Consider the following 23,017-nt stretch of genomic DNA (forward strand, 5'->3'; position numbering starts at 1 on the left):
GGGCGAATAACACATCGGGGATATAAAAGAGGGCGCGAACTATAGCATGGCACCCGATGCACAACGCTAGGAACCAATGGACATGCCCCCTATAATGCGCGGTTCTTTACCACCAGTTGACGATTCCCATGGCCAAGAAGCTTTACATCGAAACCCACGGTTGCCAGATGAACGAGTACGACAGCTCGCGCATGGTCGATCTGCTGGGCGAACATCAGGCCCTGGAAGTCACCGCCCGCGCCGAAGATGCTGACGTTATCCTGCTCAATACCTGCTCGATTCGTGAGCGCGCCCAGGACCGTGTGTACTCCCAGCTGGGCCGCTGGCGCGAGTTGAAACTGGCCAACCCGGACATGGTGATTGCCGTTGGCGGCTGCGTGGCCAGCCAGGAAGGCGCCGCGATCCGCGACCGCGCGCCCTATGTTGACGTGGTCTTCGGCCCGCAGACCCTGCACCGCCTGCCGGAAATGATCGACGCCGCGCGTATCACCAAGCTGCCGCAGGTGGACGTGTCGTTCCCGGAAATCGAAAAATTCGACCACTTGCCCGAGCCGCGCATCGACGGCCCAAGCGCTTATGTGTCGGTGATGGAAGGTTGCAGCAAGTACTGCACCTTCTGCGTGGTGCCCTACACCCGTGGTGAAGAAGTCAGCCGGCCGTTTGATGACGTGCTGGCAGAAATTATCCACCTGGCCGAAAACGGTGTGCGTGAAGTCACCCTGCTGGGCCAAAACGTCAACGGCTATCGCGGCCAGACCCACGATGGTCGCCTGGCCGACCTGGCAGAGTTGATCCGCGTAGTGGCCGCCGTCGATGGCATCGAGCGCATTCGCTACACCACCTCGCACCCGCTGGAGTTCTCCGACAGCCTGATTCAAGCCCACGCCGAAGTGCCGGAGCTGGTCAAACACCTGCACTTGCCGGTGCAATCGGGTTCGGACCGCATTCTGTCGGCGATGAAGCGCAACCACACGGCCCTGGAATACAAATCCAAGCTGCGCAAACTGCGCGCGGCGGTGCCGGGTATCTGCATCAGCTCGGACTTTATCGTCGGCTTCCCTGGGGAGACCGAGAAAGATTTCGAGCAGACCATGAAGCTGATCGAAGACGTCGGTTTCGACTTCTCCTACTCGTTCGTCTACAGCCAACGCCCGGGCACCCCGGCTGCCGACTTGGCGGATGAAACCCCTGAAGCGCTGAAAAAAGAACGCTTGAACGCGCTGCAGCACCGTCTGAACCAGCAAGGTTTCGAGATCAGCCGACAAATGGTCGGCTCGATCCAGCGCATCCTGGTCACCGACTATTCGAAAAAAGACCCGGGCGAGCTGCAAGGGCGTACCGAGAACAACCGCATCGTCAACTTCCGCTGCGACAACCCAACCCTGATCGGCCAGTTTGCGGATGTGCACATTGATGCGGCGCAACCGCACTCGTTGCGCGGGTCGTTGGTTAACTGATCGCTCTGACCTGATGTAGATCAAAATGTGGGTGCTGGCTTGCCTGCGATAGCGGTGAGTCAGCCGATACAACTGGCGCTGATACACCGCTATCGCAGGCAAGCCAGCTCCCACATGGGAACCGTGCTGCACTTGGGCTAGATAAGTGCTTTCGCACGTCGACGGCTGGCGTTATCCTCTCTTTCACCTCAACAGCCAAAGGGCGGCTAAAAGCGACCTTGAACGCACCCATAGAACCCCATCGTTTTCTCCTCGAGCCTTTTGAGGCTCGCCGTTTCGCCAACCTGTGCGGACAGTTCGACGAGCACTTGCGCCTGATCGAACAACGCCTGAGCATCGAGATCCGCAACCGCGGCAATCAGTTCGAGCTTATTGGTGAACCCCAGCACACCACGTCTGCAGAAAACCTGCTCCGCCGCCTCTACCGCGAAACCAAGGGTAGTGAGCTGTCGCCGGAGACCGTGCACCTGTACCTGCAGGAATCTGCCGTGGAAGACTTGGCCAACAACCCGGTGGCCGAAGCCAGCGTGGCCCTGCGCACCAAAAAAGGCATGATTCGCCCGCGCGGCTTGAATCAGCAGCGCTACGTCAAAGAAATCCTCGGTAACGACATCAATTTCGGCATCGGCCCCGCCGGTACCGGCAAGACCTACCTGGCCGTGGCCTGTGCGGTGGACGCCCTGGAGCGCGAGCAAGTGCGCCGCATCCTGCTGGTGCGCCCGGCGGTCGAGGCCGGCGAAAAGCTTGGCTTCCTGCCCGGCGACCTGGCCCAGAAGATCGACCCGTACCTGCGCCCGCTCTATGACGCGCTGTACGAGATGCTCGGCTTTGAATACGTGGCCAAACTGATCGAGCGCCAGGTGATCGAGATCGCCCCGCTGGCCTACATGCGTGGCCGTACGCTGAACAACAGCTTCATCATCCTCGACGAAAGCCAGAACACCACCGTCGAACAGATGAAGATGTTCCTCACCCGTATCGGTTTCGGCTCAACCGCCGTGATCACCGGTGACGTGACCCAGGTCGACCTGCCCAAGGGCACCAGGTCGGGCCTGGCCCAAGTCATCGAAGTGCTCAAGGACGTGCCGGGCATCAGCTTTACGCATTTCATGCCCAAAGACGTGGTGCGTCACCCGCTGGTGCAGCGCATCGTTGAAGCCTACGAGCGCTTCGACCACAAGGACGACGCACCCGCCAAGGACGTTCGCCGCGATGCTTGAGCTTGATCTGCAGCTGGCCACCGAAGCGCCCGCCCCCAGCGAAGAACAGTTCCGTCAATGGTGCACGCTGGCCCTGCGCCAGCGCACCGCCGACTCGGAGCTGACCATCCGCCTGGTGGACGAGCCCGAAGGCCGCGAACTGAATCACACGTGGCGCCAAAAGGATTACGCGACCAACGTGCTGTCCTTCCCAGCCGACGTGCCGGATGAGTTACTGGACATCCCGCTGCTGGGCGACCTGGTGATCTGTGTCGAGGTGGTGGAACGCGAAGCCAAGGAGCAAGGCAAGGAACTTGAGGCCCATTGGGCCCATCTAGTGATCCACGGCTGCTTGCATCTCTTGGGTTACGACCATATAGACGATGACGAAGCGCTGGAGATGGAAACACTGGAACAAACGTTGCTTGCTGAATTGGGTCACCGTGACCCTTATGCAGACGACGAAATCGAAACTACACCTCACTGAAACAACAAAGGATTTAGAGTAATCGCTATGAGCGAAGACCGATCGAGCAACGGGCAGAAGTCATGGCTGGGTAAATTGACCCAGGCTTTTGCCCACGAGCCGAAAAACCGCCAGGAGCTGCTTGAGCTGCTGCGCGAGGCCCATCAGAACAAGTTGCTGGACAGCGAAGCGCTGGCCATCGTCGAAGGCGCCATCCAGGTGGCTGACCTGCAAGTCCGGGACATCATGGTCCCGCGTTCGCAGATGATCAGCATCAAGGCGACCCAGACCCCTCGGGAATTCCTCCCGGCCGTGATCGACTCGGCGCACTCGCGCTACCCGGTGATCGGTGAAAGCCATGACGACGTCATGGGTGTCCTGCTGGCCAAGGACCTGCTGCCGTTGATCCTCAAGGAGAACGGCGACAACTTCAACATCAAGGACCTGCTGCGTCCGGCCACCTTCGTGCCTGAATCCAAGCGCCTGAATGTGCTGTTGCGTGAATTTCGCGCCAACCACAATCACATGGCCATCGTGATCGACGAATACGGCGGCGTGGCGGGTCTGGTGACCATCGAAGACGTGCTGGAACAGATCGTCGGCGACATCGAAGACGAGCACGACGTCGAAGAAGACAGCTACATCAAGCCGCTGCCCAGCGGTGATTTCCTGGTCAAGGCGCTCACGCCGATCGAGAACTTCAACGAGTTCTTCGACAGCGAATTCTCCGACGACGAGTTCGACACCGTCGGCGGCCTGGTGATGAGCGCGTTCGGGCATCTGCCCAAGCGTAACGAGACCACCGAGATCGGCGCCTATCGCTTCCGCATCCTGAATGCCGACAGCCGCCGCATCCATTTGATTCGCCTGACACCTATTGCCCGCTAAGGATTGATATGCGCCGTCTGACCCGCCCCGGCTGGCCCGGTAACTTGCTGGCCGTGGTGGCCGGCGCCATCACCACCCTGGCGCTGGCGCCGTTCGATCTGTGGCCATTTGCACTGGTGGCGGTCGGGTTGTTCTATATCGGCCTGCGCGAGCTGACGCCACGTCAGGCCCTGGGCCGTGGCTGGTGTTTCGGCTTCGGCCTGTTTGGCGCCGGCACCAGCTGGATCTACTACAGCATTCACCATTTCGGCGGCGCTTCGGTGCTGCTGGCTGGCTTTTTGATGCTGCTGTTTACCGCCGCCATCGCCTGGTTTTTCGCCCTGCCCGCCTGGCTATGGGCGCGCTGGCTGCGCCGTAATGAAGCACCGTTGGCCGACGCGCTGACGTTTGCAGCGTTGTGGGTCGGCCAGGAGGCGTTTCGCGGCTGGTTCCTCACCGGTTTCCCCTGGCTCTACTCTGGCTACAGTCAACTCGACGGCCCACTTACCGGCCTTGCGCCGCTGGGCGGGATGTGGCTGATTTCCTTCGCGCTGGCACTGACCGCTGCGGTGCTGTGCAACCTGCCACGCCTGCTGGCGAGCAAGCGCAACGGGTTTATCGGCGCAGGCCTGGTTCTGCTGGTTGCGCCCTGGGCCATCGGCCTGGCGCTCAAGCACCACGCCTGGACCACGCCCTCGGGCGCGCCCCTGACGGTGGCAGCGATCCAGGGCAACGTCGAACAAAGCATGAAGTGGGACCCCGAGCAGCTCAATGCGCAGTTGGCGCTGTACCGCGACATGAGCTTCAGCTCCAAGCGTGTCGACCTGCTGGTGTGGCCGGAAACCGCGGTGCCGGTGCTCAAGGATTCCGTCGAAGGCTATCTGGGCATGATGGGCAAGTTTGCTGCAGACCGGCACACGGCGCTGATCACCGGCGTGCCGATCCGCCAGGAAGTGCACCACCAGAAGCGTTTCTTCAATGGCATCACCGTGGTCGGTGAAGGTGAAGGCACCTATTTGAAGCAGAAACTGGTGCCGTTTGGCGAATACGTGCCGCTGCAAGACATGCTGCGCGGGCTGATTGCGTTCTTCGACCTGCCCATGTCGGACTTCGCCCGCGGCCCGTCCGACCAGGCGATGCTGCAGGCCAAGGGCTATCAGATTGCGCCCTTCATTTGCTATGAAGTGGTGTACCCGGAATTTGCCGCCGGCCTGTCGGCCCAGAGCGATCTGTTGCTGACCATCAGTAATGACACCTGGTTTGGCCGCTCCATCGGCCCGCTGCAACACCTGCAAATGGCGCAGATGCGCGCATTGGAAGCTGGTCGCTGGATGATTCGGGCGACCAACAACGGCGTTACCGGCCTGATCAACCCGTTCGGGCAGATCACCGCGCAGATCCCGCAGTTCGAGCGCGGGATCCTGTACGGCGAAGTGGTGCCGATGCACAACCTCACGCCGTACCTGCAATGGCGCTCATGGCCGTTGATCATCGTGTGCCTGGGGCTGTTTGGCTGGGCGTTGCTGGCGGGGCGGATGTCCAAGACGGTCTGACAGACAAACCCAAAATCAATGTGGGAGCTGGCTTGTGTGGGAGCGGGCTTGCTCGCGAATAGGGTGCATCAGCCAACGAACATGCTGACTGACGCACCGCTTTCGCGAGCAAGCCCGCTCCCACATAGGCCCACCGCACCGTTGATTTACGGTGTTATCGATAAAACACCCGATACCCCACCTGCCCCACCGCCTCATTGATCAACTGCCCGCTGCGCCACACCGACACAAACTCGGGCATCCAGCCGCCGAGCGGCCGGGCATTGTCCACGCCCAAAAACCCCACCGGCGCCGGCACCACAGTGAAGCCGGCCTTCTCAAAACTCCACACCGCGCGCGGCATGTGCCAGGCCTGGGTCACCACCACCACGCGCTTGATGCCTTGGGGCAGCAGAATCTCGGCACTCATCTGCGCGTTTTCCCAGGTAGTACGGCTGCGTTCTTCCTTCCAGCGCACCGTCACGCCGAAGTCATCCTGCATCGACACGGCCATCAACTCTGCTTCACTGGGCGGCGTGCCGTAGTGCAAGCCGCCGCTGGTCAATACCGGCAACCCGGAGGCCTTGGCCAGTCGCGCGGCATACCGCAGGCGCTCAAGGCCGATGCCGGTGGGCTGATCACTGCCCCAGGCCGGATCACCGCGTTCGCGCCCGGAGCCCAGCACCACAATGGCATCGGCGCGCTGCGCCAGCGTTGCCCACGCGTCACGCGCCAACGGTGGCTCGGTTTCCAGCGCATGCGCGCCCCATTGCACCATCACCGGCAGGCTGATCAGCCACATCCCGCCCAACCCCACCACAAAGCAAAACCCGGCCAGGCGCGGACGGCTTTTACGAAACCACCAGGCAAACACCAGCAGCAGCAAAAAAATGCCGGGCGGCAAGAGCAATTGTTTAATGAAATAACGAAAAGGCATCGGGCATCTCCAAAGATGCCCGAAGCCTAGATGCAACGGGATTTAGCGACAATCTTTACCCACACATTTCGAGAAGGTCACTGGATAACGCGATGTTTCACCGAACGGCCCGAAGCTTTTCGGGCCGCGACCGGCCGCCACATCCTTCAACCAGATTACCTTGGCCGAACGTGATGGCGCCTGGGCAGGCGGGGAAGCCTGCCCTTGAGAGGCACGTTGGTGATTCAATTCCAGGTAAACCTTGATCAATTCAAGCTCAGCCTGGCTCAAGCCTCGCAACTCCAATTCCAGAGGCCGTTCATCACGCAATCGGCCTGCGGTTCTGGCGGCATCCAATGCCCGACCCAAACGGTCGATCAGTCCTTGGTACAACTGCGGTTTCGTTAAAGTTCGCTGCGATTCAACCATCCCCTCACCTCATTGAAGATAAGACTCACTCCCCAATAAACAGCGTAGTCCCCGTGGCTGCGCCTGCCCGGCGCCGCGACAGACGGCCCTGCCTGCGCAATCAGGGTTTCCCTCGATAGAGTGGGGTCATGTATGCTACGGCGCTTCCTGTAACTCCACTTCCCGCAGGGTTTGGGCACGGACGCGCCGCTTTTTGGTGTCGATCAACCTGAACGTTGCACCGAAGAGGATTAGGCCACCCCTATTCAGTTCAAAAGTAGCCATGCACGAACAATATCAGCCCCGTGAAATAGAAAATGCCGCCCAAACCTTCTGGGACGAGCAAAAGTCCTTTGAAGTCAGTGAACAGCCAGGCAAGGAGACTTACTACTGCCTATCGATGTTCCCTTACCCCAGCGGCAAGCTACACATGGGGCACGTGCGTAACTACACCATCGGCGACGTGATTTCGCGCTACCAGCGCATGCTCGGCAAGAACGTTCTGCAACCCATGGGTTGGGACGCCTTCGGCATGCCGGCGGAAAACGCCGCGATGAAAAACAACGTGGCGCCCGCCAAGTGGACCTACGAAAACATCGCCTACATGAAGACCCAGCTGCGCAGCCTGGGCCTGGCGGTGGACTGGTCGCGCGAGGTGACCACCTGCAAGCCCGATTACTACCGTTGGGAACAATGGCTGTTCACCCGCCTGTTCGAAAAAGGTGTGATCTACAAGAAAAGCGGCACCGTGAACTGGGACCCGGTCGACCAGACCGTACTGGCCAACGAGCAGGTCATCGACGGTCGCGGCTGGCGCTCCGGCGCGCTGATCGAAAAGCGCGAAATCCCGATGTACTACTTCAAGATCACCGCCTACGCGGATGAACTCTTGTCGAGCCTCGACGACTTGCCGGGCTGGCCTGAACAGGTCAAGACCATGCAGCGCAACTGGATCGGCAAGTCCAAGGGCATGGAAGTGCAGTTCCCGTACAACGTCGATTCCATTGGCGTTGCCGGCGCACTGAAAGTCTTCACCACCCGCCCAGACACCCTGATGGGCGCGACCTACGTCGCCGTGGCCGCTGAACACCCGCTGGCCACCCAGGCCGCACAGAACAACCCAGAGCTGCAGGCTTTCATCGCCGAATGCAAAGGCGGCAGCGTGGCCGAAGCCGACGTCGCCACCCAGGAGAAAAAAGGCCTGCCAACCGGCCTGTTCGTCGAGCACCCGCTGACCGGTGAAAAACTGCCGGTGTGGGTCGCCAACTATGTGCTGATGCACTACGGCGATGGCGCAGTAATGGCCGTGCCGGCTCACGACGAGCGCGATTTCGAATTCGCCACCCAGTACGACCTGCCGATCAAATCGGTCGTGCGTACCAGCTCGGGTGATACCAACCCGGCTCCGTGGCAAGACGCCTATGGCGAGCACGGCGAACTGATCAACTCCGGCGAGTTCGACGGCCTGGATTTCCAGGGTGCCTTCGACGCCATTGAAGTGGCACTGATCAAGAAAAACCTCGGTGCCTCGCGCACCCAGTTCCGCCTGCGCGACTGGGGCATCAGCCGCCAGCGCTACTGGGGCTGCCCGATTCCGATCATCCACTGCCAAACCTGCGGTGACGTGCCGGTGCCGGAAGACCAGTTGCCGGTGGTACTGCCCGAAGACGTAGTGCCCGATGGCGCCGGTTCGCCGTTGGCGCGCATGCCCGAGTTCTACGAGTGCGCCTGCCCGAAATGCGGAGCACCGGCCAAGCGTGAAACCGACACCATGGACACCTTCGTCGAGTCCTCGTGGTACTACGCTCGCTACGCCTCGCCGCACTATGAAGGCGGCCTGGTGGAAAAATCCGCGGCCGACCACTGGTTGCCGGTGGATCAGTACATCGGCGGCATCGAACACGCCATTCTTCACCTGCTGTACGCGCGTTTCTTCCACAAGCTGATGCGCGACGAAGGCCTGGTCAGCTCCGACGAGCCGTTCAAGAACCTGCTGACCCAAGGCATGGTGATCGCCGAGACTTACTATCGCCGCGAAGCCAATGGCGCCTACACCTGGTTCAACCCGGCGGACGTAGAGCTTGAGCGTGACAGCAAAGCCAAGGTGATCAGCGCCAAGCTGAAATCCGACGGCCTGCCGGTGGAAATCGGCGGCACCGAGAAGATGGCCAAGTCCAAGAACAACGGCGTCGACCCACAGTCGATGATCGATCAGTTCGGCGCCGACACCTGCCGCCTGTTCATGATGTTCGCCTCGCCGCCCGACATGAGCGCCGAATGGTCCGACTCCGGCGTCGAAGGCTCGCACCGTTTCCTCAAGCGCGTCTGGCGCCTGGCGCATGCCCATGTCAGCCAGGGCCTGCCGGGCAAGCTGGACGTGGCGTCCTTGAGCGATGAACAGAAAGCCATTCGCCGCAGTACTCACCTGGCCATTCGCCAGGCCAGCCAGGACGTGGGCCAGAACCACAAATTCAACACCGCCATCGCTCAGGTGATGACGCTGATGAACGTGCTGGAAAAAGCACCGCAGGCGACCGAACAAGACCGCGCGCTGGTCCAGGAAGGCCTGGAAACGGTCGTTCTGTTGCTGGCTCCGATCACGCCGCACATCAGCCACGACCTGTGGAGCCGCTTGGGCCACAGTGGCGCGGTGATCGACGCCGGTTGGCCGGTACAGGATGACAGCGCCCTGGTACAGGACACGCTGCAGTTGGTGATCCAGGTCAACGGCAAACTGCGTGGCCAGATTGATATGCCGGCCAGCGCCAGCCGTGAAGACGTCGAGGCGGCTGCAAGGGTCAACGAGAACGTGCTGCGCTTTACCGAAGGCCTGACGATCCGCAAAGTGATCGTAGTGCCTGGCAAACTGGTCAACATCGTCGCCAGCTAATCGGATCGGGCGCAGGGCTTGGGCCCTGCGCCGAACCAAACCTTTAAGGCCTCGATAAGGCCCACATGGTTTCAAGGGGAGCAACAAAATGATCAAACGCAATTTGCTGGTGATGGGCCTCGCTGTGCTGCTGAGCGCTTGCGGCTTCCAGCTGCGCGGCACCGGCACCAATGAACTGAGCATCAAGGAACTGGACGTCAGCGCCCGCAACGCCTACGGCGACACCGTGGTTCAGCTGCGCCAGACCCTGGAAAACAGCGGTGTGCACGTCTACACCGGTGCAACCTACAAACTGGTCCTGGTGGACGAGCAGGAATCCCAGCGTAGCCTGAGCTACGCCAGCGCCGGCCGCGCGTCGGACGTTGAGCTCAATACGGCCGTCAACTATGAAGTACAGGGCCGTGACCACCTGTCATTGATGGCCGACAAGCTCGAAGTTCAGAAAGTTGTGAGCCACGACGGCAACAACCTGGTGGGTTCGGACTCGGAGATCATTCAGGTTCGCAAGGAAATGCGTCGTGAGCTGATCCAGCGCCTGATGGTACGTCTGCAACAGCTGACGCCGGAAAAACTGGCCGCTCTGCAGCAAACCGCCGACAACAAGGCCAAGGCTGACGCCGACGCCCTGAAAGCCGCAAAAGAGTACGAAGACAACACGCCGAAACAATCGCCTGTTGAAGTCCCTGTCGAGTAAGCCAGACGGGGCGCCCCTGGCGCCCCGTTTGCCCCGCCTATGAAGCTCGCCCCCGCCCAACTCGCCAAACACCTGCAAGGTGGCCTCGCGCCTGTCTATATCGTCAGCGGTGATGACCCGCTGTTGTGCCAGGAAGCCGCAGACGCTATTCGCAGCGCCGCGCGCCAGCAGGGTTTCGATGAACGCCAGGTCTTCAGCGCCGACGCCAGTTTCGACTGGGGCACGCTGCTGCAAGCCGGTGCGAGCATGTCGCTGTTCGCCGAAAAACGCCTGCTGGAATTGCGCCTGCCCTCGGGCAAACCCGGGGACAAGGGCGCGGCGGCGTTGATGGAATACTGCTCGCGTCCCGCTGAAGACACGGTGCTGCTGGTCAGCTTGCCCAAGCTCGACGGCAGTGCGCAGAAAACCAAATGGGGCAAGGCGCTGGTAGAGGGACCACAGACCCAGTTCATCCAGATCTGGCCAGTGGACAGCAACCAGTTGCCGCAGTGGATTCGTCAGCGCCTGTCCCAGTCGGGGTTGTCAGCGACGCAAGACGCTGTTGAGCTGATCGCCGCCCGGGTCGAAGGCAACTTGCTTGCTGCCGCCCAGGAGATCGAAAAGCTCAAGTTGATGGCCGAAGACGGGCAAATCACCGTCGAAACCGTACAAGGCGCAGTGGCCGACAGCGCTCGCTTTGACGTGTTCGGGCTGGTGGACGCGATTCTTAACGGTGAACCCGCCCACGCCCTGCGCATGCTCGAAGGGCTGCGCGGCGAAGGCGTGGAACCCCCGGTGATTCTATGGGCGCTGGCCCGTGAGTTGCGGGTGCTGGCCAATATTTCGCTGCAATACAGCCAGGGCACTCCGCTGGACAAATGCTTCAGCCAGGCGCGGCCACCGGTCTGGGACAAACGCAAACCGCTGATGAGCAAAGCCCTGCAACGGCACTCGGCGCAACGCTGGGCGCAATTGCTGCTGGAAGCGCAACGAATAGACGCGCAGATCAAGGGCCAGGCGGCCGGTTCGCCGTGGATGAGCCTGAGCCGCCTGTCGCTGTTGATGGCCGGCCAGCGCCTGACCTTGCCCGCCGAATAACCTTCTCTCAAAAACATCACAGATCCCATGTGGGAGCGGGCTTGCCCGCGAATGCGGTGGTTCAGCTGACACTTGTAGTGACTGACACGCCGCCTTCGCGGGCAAGCCCGCTCCCACATTTTGATCGTGCACCTTTCCTACACCGCGCCGGGCTTTACAGCGGCGTCACTTCGGCAGATGATTTGCACCGCTTCATCCCACCGACAGAGAGTATCGACATGAGCAAAAAGCCATCCAAGCATGGCCCCAACAAGGCCAAATCCATCATCGCCCAGCCACTGTTCCGCAGCCGTCAAGAACGCGCCGGCAAGGGCAAAGGCAGCTACCGCCGCGAAGCCTTCCAGTCTAATAGCTGGGAGGCTTCTTACTTTCTGGCTGCCTGAAGGCAAGCGCCCCTCCGGCATGATAAGGTCTGTACCTGATTTGTAATCCCTGGACCTGTGCATGCCCTCTAGTCTTTCCCGTCGTTGGCACCTTCGCCAATTGATCGCTGCCTCCAGCCTCATTCTGCTTGTCGCCTGCGCGGAAAAACCCACCGCCGCAGACGCTCAACCCCTGCCAAAACTGCAGACTGTGCCGGCCGTCGCGCCCGCCGTCGTTGCGCCGTTGGCCGTGGACAACCTCGATATCCAACCGACCCAAACCTTTGCCGAATGGCAGGCGGCCTTTCGCGTTGACGCGCTGAAAGCCGGGATCACGCCCGCGGTGTTCGACAACGCCTTTGCCGGCGTCACCCCCGACATGGCGGTGATTCGCGCTGACCGCAGCCAACCGGAATTTTCCCGCCCGGTTTGGGAATACCTCGACGGCGCACTCTCGCCGGTGCGCGTACGCAATGGCCAAGCGTTGCTGATCAAGTACGCCGACATCCTGCAAAGCATCGAACAACGCTATGGCGTCGACCGCCAGGCGCTGGTTTCGGTGTGGGGCATGGAAAGCAATTTTGGCCAGTTCCAGGGCAATAACTCGGTGATCCGTTCCCTGGCCACCCTGGCCTACGAAGGCCGTCGCCCGGCATTCGCCCAGGCGCAACTGCTGGCGGCGCTGCAGATCATCCAGCATGGCGACATCCAGGCCGACCAGATGAAAGGCTCCTGGGCCGGCGCGATGGGCCAGACGCAATTTATCCCAACCACCTACAACACCCACGCCGTCGACTTCGACGGTGACGGTCGCCGTGACATCTGGAACAGCCCAGCCGACGCCCTCGCCTCCACAGCGCACTACCTGCAAAGCTCTGGCTGGCAAAAAGGCCAGCCGTGGGGCTTTGAGGTGCAACAGCTGCCGGCCAACTTTGATTACGCCCTGGCAGACGGCGGCGTGCGCAAGACCGTCGCCGAGTGGCTGAACCTCGGTATCCAGTTGCCACCTGGCGCGAGCATGCCGCCCAACGTCGACCAACTGTCCGCCGCCCTGTTGCTGCCGGCAGGCTACCGGGGCCCGGCGTTTCTGGTGCTGGACAACTTCCGCGCCATCCTCAAGTACAACAACTCGTCGTCCTACGCGCTGGCGGTTGGCCTGCTGTCGGAACGGTTTGGCGGCGGTGGTGTGATTCGTGGCGATTGGCCCAAAGATGAGCTGCCACTAAGCCGCTCCCAGCGCATCGATTTGCAGACAGTGCTGAGCGCCAAAGGGTATGACGCGGGCAATGCAGACGGCATCATCGGCGCCAACACGCGCAAGGCGATCCGCGCAGCGCAGCAGTCGTTGGGCTGGCCGGCGGATGGGTATCCGACGGTGAAGTTGCTGGAATCGTTGCAGAGCCGATAGACCTGCAATGGTGGCGAGCGGGCTTGCCCCGCGTTGGGCCGCGAAGCGGCCCTGATCAAGCAGAATACGGTGTATCAGCTGCGCCTGAGTGGCTGGTTTTGGGGCTGCTGCGCAGCCCGACGCGGGGCTAGCCCGCTCGCCACAAAAAAGGCCCGCGCGATGGTTTTATCACCACGTCAGGGCTTGAACACTACATCCTGCTCCAACACCACCCGCTGCGCCCCCGCATCCAGGCGCACCAACGCGCCCATCGGCAGAGTCAGGTTCGGGTCGCAGTGCCCACTGCGCCAGCCGGACAACACCGGAATGCACAACGGTGCGAAGGTCTGCTTCAGCAGTCGCTCCAGCGCTGCTTTATCCACACCCGCCACATCGCCCACCAGCACACCGGCAATCTGCTCCAGCTTGCCCGCCAGGCGCAGGTGAGTCAGCAGGCGGTCGATACGGTAGATCGGCTCGTTGACGTCTTCGATCAGCAAAATGATGCCTTCGGCGTCAATCTCATAAGCCGTGCCCATCACCGCCGCGATCATCGACAGGTTGCCACCCAGCAAGCGTCCACAGGCGATACCTGGCTCAAGGGTGGTCAATGGGTAGGCCACCGGGTGCGCCACTGCACTGCCGGCGCCAAGCTGGCCGCGCAGCATGCTGAACAGCGATGACTCCGTGGGCTGTTGCTTGTCGCCCAGCAAATCGGCATTGAACATCGGCCCGTGGAAAGTCACGAAGCCCGCGTAGCGGCTGATCGCCAGGTGCAACGCGGTGATGTCGCTGTAACCCACGAACGGCTTGGGGTTGGCGCGCAGCAGGTCGTAATCCAGACGATCCAGCAAGCGTGGCGTGCCGTAGCCGCCGCGCAGGCAGAAGATGGCATCGATGTCGGGGTCGGCGAAAGCAGCATGAAGGTCACGCAGGCGCACGTCATCGCTGCCTGCGAGGTAACCGTCGCGTTCGTATACACCTGGAAAAATCCGCAGCTCATGGCCACGGGCGCGCATCCATTGCCCGGCTTTTTCAACGTCGAGGGCGGCAGGGCCGGCGGGGGCAATCAGGCCGATGATGCCTTCGGGGCGCAGTGCAGGTACCGCGGCCGCAAGTTGAGTTGTCATCCATGGGTCTCCCTGTATGACGCGGAACGAAATGTGGGAGCCGGACCCTGTGGGAGCGGGCTTGCCTGCGATGCAAACACCTCGGTTTTCAGTCAAACCGAGGCGATGCTATCGCGGGCAAGCCCACTCCTACATAAGCCCGCTCCCACATTGGATCTGCGGTGTTGCGCACATCGTTATTACGAAACCAGGCTAGCCTTGACCAGCTTGGCCTGCTCGTCAGCGTGGTACGAGGAACGCACCAGCGGGCCGGACGCCACGTTCTTGAAGCCCATTTTGTAACCTTCCTCAGCGAACCAGGCGAAGGTGTCCGGGTGCACAAAACGCTGCACCGGCAAGTGGCTGCGCGACGGCTGCAGGTACTGACCGAGGGTCAGCATGTCGATGTCGTGTTCGCGCATGCGCTTCATGACTTCGATCACTTCTTCGTCGGTCTCGCCCAGGCCCAGCATCAGGCCGGATTTGGTCGGGATGTGCGGCATCATCTGCTTGAATTTCTGCAGCAGGGTCAGCGACCACTGGTAGTCCGAGCCTGGGCGCGCGGCCTTGTACAGGCGTGGCACGGTTTCCAGGTTGTGGTTGAACACATCCGGTGGCTCGGCCGCGGTGATTTCCAGCGCGACGTCCATACGGCCACGGTAGTCCGGCACCAGGGTTTCGAGCATCACGTTCGGCGACAACTTGCGGATCTCGCGAATGCAGTCGGCAAAGTGCTGGGCACCGCCGTCACGCAGGTCGTCGCGGTCTACCGAGGTGATTACCACGTATTTGAGTTTCAGGTCGGCGATGGCGATGGCCAGGCTTTCCGGCTCGTTGACGTCCAGAGGCTTCGGCCGGCCGTGGCCAACGTCGCAGAACGGGCAACGACGGGTGCAGATGTCACCCATGATCATGAAGGTGGCGGTGCCGCCGGAGAAGCATTCGCCCAGGTTCGGGCAGGACGCCTCTTCGCACACGCTGTGCAGCTTGTGTTTGCGCAGCAGGGCCTTGATACGGTCGACTTCCGGCGAAACCGGGATGCGCACGCGGATCCAGTCAGGTTTTTTCGGCAGTTCGGTGGTCGGGATGATCTTGACCGGGATGCGTGCAACCTTCTCGGCGCCGCGCAGCTTGACGCCGGCTTCCACCTTGGCACGCGGGGCCGGACGCTCGGTGATGTCCAGCGTCGGGATCATGGTTTGCACTGCATCAGTAGTCATAATCAGTCGATTCCGCCCGTAAGGGTCGTCTGCTCAGCATAGTCGAGGTGTTTGACGAGCTGCGCACGCAGCCGGGCACTTACCTCGGCAAATTTAATCGGTGTGGCGTGATCGCTCAGTTGGGTCATCGCCAACCCTGCATAACCGCACGGGTTGATGCGCCCGAATGGCGCCAGGTCCATGTCCACGTTCAGGGCCAGGCCATGAAAGGAACAACCGTGGCGGATCCGTAAACCGAGGGATGCGATTTTCGCGCCGTCCACATACACACCGGGTGCATCGGGCTTGGCCGCGGCGCTCACGCCGTAACTGGCCAACAGCTCGATCAGGCAAGCTTCCATGCGGCTCACCAGGTCACGTACGCCAAAACCCAGCTTGCGCACGTCCAGCAAGAGATAAGCAACAAGCTGACCCGGCCCATGGTAAGTCACTTGACCACCTCGGTCGACCTGCACCACCGGAATATCCCCCGGCAGCAGCAGATGCTCGGCCTTGCCAGCCTGGCCCTGGGTGAATACCGGCGGATGTTCCACCAGCCAGATTTCATCCGGGGCCGAGCTACCGCGCTCGTTGGTGAAGCGCTGCATGGCATGCCAGACCGGCTCGTAGGCCATCTGGCCGAGCTCGCGAAAGCCCAGGACCTGAGACATCACAGCACCATGTGCACGAAGCCGGTGGCCCGCAGTTCGCTGTTGATGTCGTAGAGCTGGTCTTGACCGGTCGCAACGATGTGCAACTGGATCGTGGTGTACTTGCCGTTGGAGCTCAAACGCTCGTCCACACGGTTGTCGTTGATCGTCGCGTGTTTACGCACGATCTCCAGAATCTTGTCTTTGTTGCCCACACCCGTATCGCTGATCACCTTGACGGGATAGTCCACGTTAGGGAATTCGATCTTTGGCGCCTTTACTTCTACTTCTTTATCGGTCATGGCGTAACGGCCTCGTAAGCGTAAGCCGTGGCGACGGGCAAAGCCCCGCGTCAGGTCGACGCGGGGCTTTGCAGGTGCACACTTATCAGTTGAACAAGCTGTAGAAGAATAGACGGATGCTATCCCACACGCGGCGGAAGATACCACCTTCGTCGACGGCGTCCAGCGCGATCAGGTCGGCGCTGTGCACCACCTTATCGTCCAGCTTCACTTCGACTTTACCGATAACGTCACCCTTGGCGATTGGCGCAACCAATTGCGGGTTCATGGTCATGCTGGCAGCGAGCTTTTTCAGCTGGCCTTTAGGCATGGTCAACGTCAGGTCATCAGCCAGGCCGGCTTTGACTTGGTGGGTAGCGCCTTTCCATACCGGGGCTTGAGCCAGCTCAGCACCCTTCTGGTAGAAGGTCTGGGTTTCGAAGAAGCGGAAACCGTAGGTCAGCAGCTTTTGCGTCTCGGCCGCACGGGCCTGCTCGCTGTTAGTACCGAAGACCACGGCGATCAGGCGCTGGCCGTCACGTACCGCAGACGACACCATGCAGTAGCCGGCTTCGTCGGTGTGGCCGGTTTTCAGGCCATCGACGGTCTTGTCGCGCCACAGCAGCAGGTTGCGGTTAGGCTGCTTGATGTTGTTCCAGAAGAACTCCTTCTGGGAGTAGATCGCGTAGTGCACCGGGTCGACGCGGATGATCGCGCGCGCCAGCAGCGCCATGTCGTGAGCCGACGAGTAGTGCTCCGGGTTCGGCAGACCGGTCGGGTTCATGAAGTGGCTGTTGGTCATGCCCAGGTCGCCGGCCGTCTTGTTCATCATGTCGGCAAAGGCGTCTTCGCTGCCGGCGATGTGCTCGGACAAGGCCACGCTGGCGTCGTTACCGGACTGGATGATGATGCCGTGCAGCAGGTCGCTGACAGTCACCTGCGAACCCACCTTGATGAACATCCGCGAACCGCCGGTACGCCAGGCGTTTTCGCTGACGGTAACCGGGTCGTTTTCGCCGATCTGGCCGCGACGGATTTCCAGGGTCGCGATGTACGCCGTCATCAGCTTGGTCAGGCTCGCGGGTGGCAGGCGCTGGTCACCGTTGTTCTCGACCAGCACGTTGCCGCTGGCGGCATCCATGAGGACCCAGGCCTTGGCGGCCAGTTGCGGGGAAGCCGGCACCATTTCAACCGCCCAGGCGGCCGGGGTGATGATCAGCGAAAGAAGCAGGCACGTGCGTTTGGCTAAGGTGGTGATGTTCATCCGTCTCTCGAAATTGCTTATGGAAACTTGCCCTCGCGGGCAAAACTATTCAGACAGCCCGCTGCCAGACTGTCACGTGTTCGGTTGCCCGCTCACCCCTTGCCCCTGGGTTTTTATTGTTCAACGAGCCAACAACCAGGGCCCAGACCCGCGCACGCGCCTGAGCCATCAATCTTTCTTATTCGGCGGTGACCACGCTGGGTTGCCCCAGGTTGGCCAGGCGCACGCTGTTCTGTACTTGCGCCACTTCACTTGGCGAACCAATTGGCCCCATGCGCACACGGTGCAGGGTCTGCTGGTTACGCACGATGGAGCTGATGAAAACCGGCGCATTGACCATGCTGCTCAGCTTGGACCTTAACAGTTCTGCCGCATCGGGGTTGGCGAAAGCGCCGACCTGCAGGTACTGACCGCCCACCGTGGAAGCGCCCGGTGCTGCGTGCGGCACGACCACCGTGTCCGGTGCGTGCTGCGCCGGTGGCGGTGTCCACTGTTCGATCTTGCCGGTTGACGCGGTCACTTGCGGCTGTGGCGTTTGCGGCTCGTTGAGCATCAACGGCGCCGGTTTGCCACGCTGGGCCCAGTACTGCGCCGGGTCGATGCCTTCGACTTTGACGCGCGCGGTGCCGATTTCGGCGTAACCGAGTTTCTTCGCGGCGGCGTAGGACAAGTCGATGATCCGGTCCGAATAGAACGGCCCACGGTCGTTGACCCGCAGGATCACCGTGCGGTTGTTGTCCAGGTTGGTCACGCGTACGTAGCTGGGCAGCGGCAGTGTCTTGTGGGCCGCGCTCATGCCGTACAGGTCATAGACCTCGCCGTTGGCGGTGTTCTGGCCATGGAACTTGGTGCCGTACCAGGACGCCGTGCCCGATTGGACGTAGGTCTTGGAATCCTGCAGCGGGAAGTAATTCTTGCCCAACACGGTATACGGGTTGGCCTTGTAAGGCCCGGTGTGCAGGGTCGGCGTGGCATCCGGGATTTTCGACACGTCGACATCCCACCACGGCGCGCCGTCTTTGTGCGCGCGGTTGATGTCCAGGCCCGGCTGGGCGCGGACGATACCGCCACCGCTCTTCTGCGCCGGCGCGCGGCTTTTGGTGGTGGTGGAAGAGCAACTGACAACCAGCAAGGACAACGCGGCAAACGCCACCAGCTTGAGCGGTTTATTGAACGGCGATGCCCGCATTACTTGTTGCCCCGTGCTTGGACCAGCATGTCTGACAGCTGATGCACGGCCATGGCGTACATCACACTGCGGTTATAACGCGTGATTGCGTAAAAATTCTTCAGGCCCATCCAGTATTCCGGGCCGTTTTCGCCTTCCAGGCGGAACGCCGTCACCGGCATATCATCGCGTGGCGCATTCTGACTCGACCAGCCCAGGGCTCGCAACTCCCCGACGGTCTTGACCGGCTCGATTCCCTGGGTCAAACCTTCGTCGGCGCGCTCCCCGGTAACATCGGCCCGGATCACCACCGGCTCGCCGGACACCCAGCCATGGCGCTTGAAGTAGCTGGCCACGCTGCCAATGGCGTCATCCGGATTGCTCCAGATATTGATGTGGCCGTCGCCGTCAAAATCCACCGCGTAAGCACGGAAGCTGCTCGGCATGAACTGCGGCAAGCCCATCGCACCGGCGTAGGAGCCCTTGAGGGTCAGCGGGTCGACTTGTTCTTCGCGGGCCAGCAGCAGGAATTCGCGCAGCTCCTTGCGGAAGAACTCGGCGCGCGGCGGGTAATCGAAGCCCAGAGTTGATAAGGCGTCAATCACCCGGTAACTGCCGGTATTGCGCCCGTAAAAGGTTTCAATGCCGATGATCGCGACGATAACCTGGGCCGGCACGCCGTACTCCTGCTCGGCGCGGGCCAGCGCGGCTTCATGCTGGCGCCAGAAGTCCACACCCCGCGCCACGCGGGCGTCGGTGAGGAACATCGGACGGTATTCTTTCCACTGTTTGACGCGCTCGGCGGGACGCGAGATCGCATCAAGGATCGCCTGCTTGCGCTGGGCTTCGCGGAACACGCCCATCAGCTGTTCACCGGCGAAACCGTAGTCGCGGGTCATTTCACCGACAAATTCGGCGACCTGGGGTGAGCCATCGTAGTCACCGGCCTGCGCCTCTTGCGTCGCGCCCAGCAGCCCAATCAGGCTCATCCAGGACGCATGCCGAGTCGCCCAGCCGCGCATTACTTGCATTGACATCTTCACCTTATTCAAACCTGTGCGATCCACTTGCGATGCGTGTGAATCGACATCAAAACCCCAAACGCTGACAGCAATGTCACCAGCGAAGTTCCGCCGTAGCTAATGAACGGCAACGGCACCCCAACCACCGGCAGCAGGCCACTGACCATACCGATGTTGACGAAAACGTAAACAAAAAAAGTCATGGTCAGGCTGCCGGCGAGCAGTTTGCCGAACAGCGTCTGCGCCTGCGCGGTGATCACCAGCCCGCGACCAATCAACAGCAGATAAATCAGCAACAGCGCGCAAATGCCTACCAGGCCGAACTCTTCGCCCATCACGGCAATGATGAAGTCGGTGTGGCTTTCGGGCAAAAAGTCCAGGTGCGACTGCGTGCCCAGTAACCAGCCCTTACCAAATACTCCGCCGGAACCGATGGCGGCCTTGGACTGGATGATGTTCCAGCCGGTGCCCAGCGGGTCACTCTCCGGGTCGAGGAACGTCAGGATCCGTTGCTTCTGGTAGTCGTGCATAAAGAAGAACCACATGGCCACGGCCACGGGGATGGCGGCCGCGAGCACGCTGAGGATCCAGCGCCAGCGCAAGCCGCCCATAAACAGCACGAACGCACCGCCCGCGAGTATCAGCAACGAGGTGCCGAGGTCGGGCTGGCGCACGATCAGGATGAACGGCACGCCAATCAAGATCAGGCTGATGCCCACGTGCTTGAGCTGCGGCGGCAAGGTGCGCTTGGACAAATACCAGGCGATGGTTGCCGGCATCAAAATCTTCATGAATTCCGACGGCTGGAAGCGAATCACCCCTGGAATGTTGATCCAGCGCGTCGCGCCCATGGCGTTGTGGCCCATCACGTCCACCACCACCAGCAGCAATACGCCAGCGACATAACCAAGCGGCACCCAGCGCGCCATGAAACGCGGTTCGAGCTGGGCGATCACCACCATCGACAACAGGCCCAGGCCGAACGACGACGCCTGCTTGATCAGCAGGTCCCAGTTCTTGCCGCTGGCCGAATACAGCACGAACAGGCTGCCGGCCGCCAAGGTCAGCAGCAGGATCAGCAACGGGCCATCAATGTGCATGCGCTGCAATAACGTCGCGCGGCGACGCATCACATCCTCGCTGGAGAGGATGCGGTCAAAATTACTCTTCACGGGCCGTAACCTCGGTGCTTGAAGGGGGGCCGCCATATTCGGGCTTGAGCCGGCCGTCGTCGGCCAACAGCCAGGCGTCCATGATCTGGCGCACCACGGGCGCAGCCACGCCGGAGCCGGACTCGCCGTTTTCGACCATCACCGCCACGACGATTTTCGGGTCGTCTGCCGGGGCAAAACCGACGAACAAGGCGTGGTCGCGGTGGCGTTCCTGAACCTTGGAGCGGTCGTATTTCTCGCCCTGCTTGATCGCGACCACCTGCGCAGTACCACTCTTGCCGGCGATGCGGTATTGCGCGCCGGCCGCCGCTTTGCGCGCGGTGCCCCGGGCGCCGTGCATCACTTGCTGCATGCCGTGGTTGACCTTGGTCCAGTCGGACGGGTCACGCAGCACGATGTCGGGAATCGGGTTTTCATCCACAGGCTTCTCGCCTTCGATGGTCTTGGCCAGGTGCGGACGGTTCCAGATGCCTTTGTTGGCAACCAGCGCCGTGGCCTGCGCCAGCTGCAAAGGCGTTGCCTGCATGTAACCCTGGCCGATACCAAGAATCAGGGTTTCGCCCGGGAACCAGGCCTGGCGACGGGTTGCGCGTTTCCACTCCCGCGACGGCATCAGGCCGGGGGATTCTTCGAACATGTCCAGGGAGACTTTCTGACCCAGGCCGAACTTGCCCATGTAGGCAGACAGCCGGTCGATGCCCAGCTTGTGGGCCAGGTCGTAAAAATAGGTGTCGTTGGAGCGCATGATCGCGGTGTCCAGGTCGACATAGCCGTCACCGGTGCGGTTCCAGTTACGGTATTTGTGATCGTAGTTGGGCAGCATGTAGTAGCCCGGGTCGAACACACGGCTTGACGCGGTGACCACGCCCGAATCCAGGCCGGCAATCGCCACCGCCGGCTTGATGGTCGAGCCCGGCGGATACAACCCGCGCAGCACGCGGTTGAACAGCGGCCGGTCGATGGAATCACGCAGCTCGGCGTAGGCCTTGAAGCTGATCCCGGTGACGAACAGGTTGGGGTCGAAGCTTGGCTGACTGACCATCGCCAGCACTTCGCCGGTTCTCGGGTCCAGTGCCACTACCGCGCCACGCCGGCCACCCAGGGCCATTTCGGCCGCTTCCTGCAACTTGATGTCCAAGCTCAACACGATGTCTTTGCCCGGCACCGGGTCGGTGCGCTTGAGCACGCGCAGCACGCGGCCGCGGGCGTTGGTCTCGACTTCCTCGTAACCCACCTGGCCATGCAGCTCCGGCTCGTAGAAACGCTCGATGCCGGTTTTACCAATATGGTGGGTGCCGCTGTAATTCACCGGATCGAGGCTTTTCAGCTCTTTTTCGTTGATGCGCCCCATGTAACCGACGGAGTGGGCAAAGTGCGGCCCTTGCGGGTAATGCCGCACCAACTGCGCCACCACTTCCACACCGGGCAGGCGGAACTGGTTCACGGCGATTCGCGCAATCTGCTCTTCGGTCAGCTCGAACAGGATCGGCACCGGCTCGAATGGCCGGCGCCCCTGCTTCATGCGTTTTTCGAAGATCACCCGGTCCTCCGGCGTCAGTTGCAGCACCTCGACGATCACGTCGAGGATTTGCTGCCAGTCACCGGAACGCTCGCGGGTCATGCTCAGGCTGAAGCTGGGCCGGTTATCGGCCACCACCACGCCATTGCGGTCGAAAATCAGCCCACGGGTCGGCGGAATCGGCTGCACATGCACCCGGTTATTTTCCGACAGCGTGGAGTGATAGTCGTACTGGATCACCTGCAGGAAATACAGGCGCGCAATCAGCACACCGATCAGCCCCACCACCAGAAAGGCGCCGAACACGACCCGCGCGCGTACCAGACGTGCGTCTTTCTCGTGGTCCTTGATGCGGATCGGCTGGGTCATCGGCAGGGG

At 61.4% G+C, this 23,017-nt stretch carries 21 protein-coding genes; 10 read left to right on the forward strand and 11 right to left on the reverse strand.

Annotated elements, in window-relative coordinates:
* The first annotated feature begins 128 nt into the window (after window positions 1-128).
* The 5 genes from miaB (at window position 129) to lnt (ending at window position 5,542) form a co-directional block, all read left to right on the forward strand.
* Window positions 129-1,457, forward strand: a complete 1,329-nt coding sequence (gene miaB, locus AB5I78_RS25520) for a tRNA (N6-isopentenyl adenosine(37)-C2)-methylthiotransferase MiaB (protein WP_145162435.1) — start codon at window positions 129-131, stop codon at window positions 1,455-1,457.
* Window positions 1,458-1,675: 218 nt separating this feature from the next.
* Entirely contained in the window at window positions 1,676-2,677 is a 1,002-nt protein-coding gene (locus AB5I78_RS25525) for a PhoH family protein (protein ID WP_369302447.1), read from the forward strand.
* Window positions 2,670-3,143 carry an rRNA maturation RNase YbeY gene (gene ybeY / locus AB5I78_RS25530; protein WP_124418527.1) on the forward strand — a complete coding sequence of 158 codons (474 nt, stop codon included), beginning with the start codon at window positions 2,670-2,672 and terminating at the stop codon, window positions 3,141-3,143. Before AB5I78_RS25525 ends, ybeY begins: the two co-directional genes overlap by 8 nt.
* Window positions 3,144-3,170: 27 nt before the next feature.
* Entirely contained in the window at window positions 3,171-4,010 is an 840-nt protein-coding gene (locus AB5I78_RS25535; RefSeq protein WP_015373027.1) for an HlyC/CorC family transporter, read from the forward strand.
* A gap of 8 nt (window positions 4,011-4,018) precedes the next feature.
* Window positions 4,019-5,542 (forward strand): apolipoprotein N-acyltransferase, encoded by a 1,524-nt coding sequence (lnt, locus tag AB5I78_RS25540; RefSeq protein WP_145162444.1) that lies wholly within the window; start codon window positions 4,019-4,021, stop codon window positions 5,540-5,542.
* Between the two features lie 154 nt (window positions 5,543-5,696).
* Here lnt and AB5I78_RS25545 read toward each other — a convergent pair whose 3' ends face one another.
* Together AB5I78_RS25545 and AB5I78_RS25550 are read right to left on the reverse strand one after the other, a co-directional pair.
* The gene (locus AB5I78_RS25545; RefSeq protein ID WP_369302446.1) at window positions 5,697-6,458 is read right to left on the reverse strand and encodes a YdcF family protein; all 762 of its coding nucleotides are present in this window, start codon (window positions 6,456-6,458) and stop codon (window positions 5,697-5,699) included.
* Window positions 6,459-6,500: 42 nt separating this feature from the next.
* Complete coding sequence (locus tag AB5I78_RS25550; protein WP_370004139.1) at window positions 6,501-6,866, reverse strand: hypothetical protein; 366 nt, start codon at window positions 6,864-6,866, stop codon at window positions 6,501-6,503.
* 262 nt (window positions 6,867-7,128) lie between these two features.
* On the opposite strand from AB5I78_RS25550, the gene leuS reads away from it, so the two are divergent.
* From leuS to AB5I78_RS25575, 5 genes are all read left to right on the forward strand, one after another.
* On the forward strand, window positions 7,129-9,735 hold the full coding sequence (gene leuS, locus AB5I78_RS25555) for a leucine--tRNA ligase (RefSeq protein WP_145162457.1): 2,607 nt from the start codon (window positions 7,129-7,131) through the stop codon (window positions 9,733-9,735).
* Window positions 9,736-9,823: 88 nt separating this feature from the next.
* Window positions 9,824-10,429, forward strand: coding sequence for an LPS assembly lipoprotein LptE (gene lptE, locus AB5I78_RS25560; RefSeq protein ID WP_145162460.1), 606 nt, complete (start codon window positions 9,824-9,826; stop codon window positions 10,427-10,429).
* Between the two features lie 39 nt (window positions 10,430-10,468).
* Window positions 10,469-11,506 (forward strand): DNA polymerase III subunit delta, encoded by a 1,038-nt coding sequence (gene holA, locus AB5I78_RS25565; RefSeq protein WP_145162463.1) that lies wholly within the window; start codon window positions 10,469-10,471, stop codon window positions 11,504-11,506.
* A gap of 218 nt (window positions 11,507-11,724) precedes the next feature.
* Window positions 11,725-11,889 carry an alternative ribosome rescue factor ArfA gene (gene arfA / locus AB5I78_RS25570; RefSeq protein WP_003176285.1) on the forward strand — a complete coding sequence of 55 codons (165 nt, stop codon included), beginning with the start codon at window positions 11,725-11,727 and terminating at the stop codon, window positions 11,887-11,889.
* A 61-nt stretch (window positions 11,890-11,950) separates the two neighbouring features.
* The gene (locus AB5I78_RS25575) at window positions 11,951-13,276 is read left to right on the forward strand and encodes a lytic murein transglycosylase (protein ID WP_369302444.1); all 1,326 of its coding nucleotides are present in this window, start codon (window positions 11,951-11,953) and stop codon (window positions 13,274-13,276) included.
* A 176-nt stretch (window positions 13,277-13,452) separates the two neighbouring features.
* Here AB5I78_RS25575 and AB5I78_RS25580 read toward each other — a convergent pair whose 3' ends face one another.
* From AB5I78_RS25580 to mrdA, 9 genes are all read right to left on the reverse strand, one after another.
* The gene (locus tag AB5I78_RS25580; protein WP_369302443.1) at window positions 13,453-14,385 is read right to left on the reverse strand and encodes an LD-carboxypeptidase; all 933 of its coding nucleotides are present in this window, start codon (window positions 14,383-14,385) and stop codon (window positions 13,453-13,455) included.
* A 179-nt stretch (window positions 14,386-14,564) separates the two neighbouring features.
* Complete coding sequence (gene lipA / locus AB5I78_RS25585) at window positions 14,565-15,584, reverse strand: lipoyl synthase (RefSeq protein WP_090401916.1); 1,020 nt, start codon at window positions 15,582-15,584, stop codon at window positions 14,565-14,567.
* Window positions 15,585-15,586: 2 nt separating this feature from the next.
* Complete coding sequence (gene lipB / locus AB5I78_RS25590) at window positions 15,587-16,234, reverse strand: lipoyl(octanoyl) transferase LipB (protein ID WP_106579371.1); 648 nt, start codon at window positions 16,232-16,234, stop codon at window positions 15,587-15,589.
* The gene (locus AB5I78_RS25595; RefSeq protein WP_017136054.1) at window positions 16,234-16,515 is read right to left on the reverse strand and encodes a DUF493 domain-containing protein; all 282 of its coding nucleotides are present in this window, start codon (window positions 16,513-16,515) and stop codon (window positions 16,234-16,236) included. Before AB5I78_RS25595 ends, lipB begins: the two co-directional genes overlap by 1 nt.
* 85 nt (window positions 16,516-16,600) lie before the next feature.
* Window positions 16,601-17,758, reverse strand: coding sequence for a D-alanyl-D-alanine carboxypeptidase family protein (locus tag AB5I78_RS25600; protein ID WP_106579372.1), 1,158 nt, complete (start codon window positions 17,756-17,758; stop codon window positions 16,601-16,603).
* A gap of 178 nt (window positions 17,759-17,936) precedes the next feature.
* Window positions 17,937-18,947 carry a septal ring lytic transglycosylase RlpA family protein gene (locus AB5I78_RS25605; RefSeq protein WP_145162474.1) on the reverse strand — a complete coding sequence of 337 codons (1,011 nt, stop codon included), beginning with the start codon at window positions 18,945-18,947 and terminating at the stop codon, window positions 17,937-17,939.
* Window positions 18,947-19,957 (reverse strand): lytic murein transglycosylase B, encoded by a 1,011-nt coding sequence (mltB, locus tag AB5I78_RS25610; protein ID WP_124418530.1) that lies wholly within the window; start codon window positions 19,955-19,957, stop codon window positions 18,947-18,949. Before mltB ends, AB5I78_RS25605 begins: the two co-directional genes overlap by 1 nt.
* Before the next feature lie 17 nt (window positions 19,958-19,974).
* Window positions 19,975-21,078 carry a rod shape-determining protein RodA gene (gene rodA, locus AB5I78_RS25615; protein WP_057703348.1) on the reverse strand — a complete coding sequence of 368 codons (1,104 nt, stop codon included), beginning with the start codon at window positions 21,076-21,078 and terminating at the stop codon, window positions 19,975-19,977.
* 31 nt (window positions 21,079-21,109) lie between these two features.
* Window positions 21,110-23,008 carry a penicillin-binding protein 2 gene (mrdA, locus tag AB5I78_RS25620; RefSeq protein WP_242201786.1) on the reverse strand — a complete coding sequence of 633 codons (1,899 nt, stop codon included), beginning with the start codon at window positions 23,006-23,008 and terminating at the stop codon, window positions 21,110-21,112.
* Window positions 23,009-23,017 lie beyond the last annotated feature (9 nt).

The organism is Pseudomonas sp. N2-3-1-14 (assembly GCF_041228395.1).
Taxonomy (GTDB): Bacteria; Pseudomonadota; Gammaproteobacteria; order Pseudomonadales; family Pseudomonadaceae; genus Aquipseudomonas.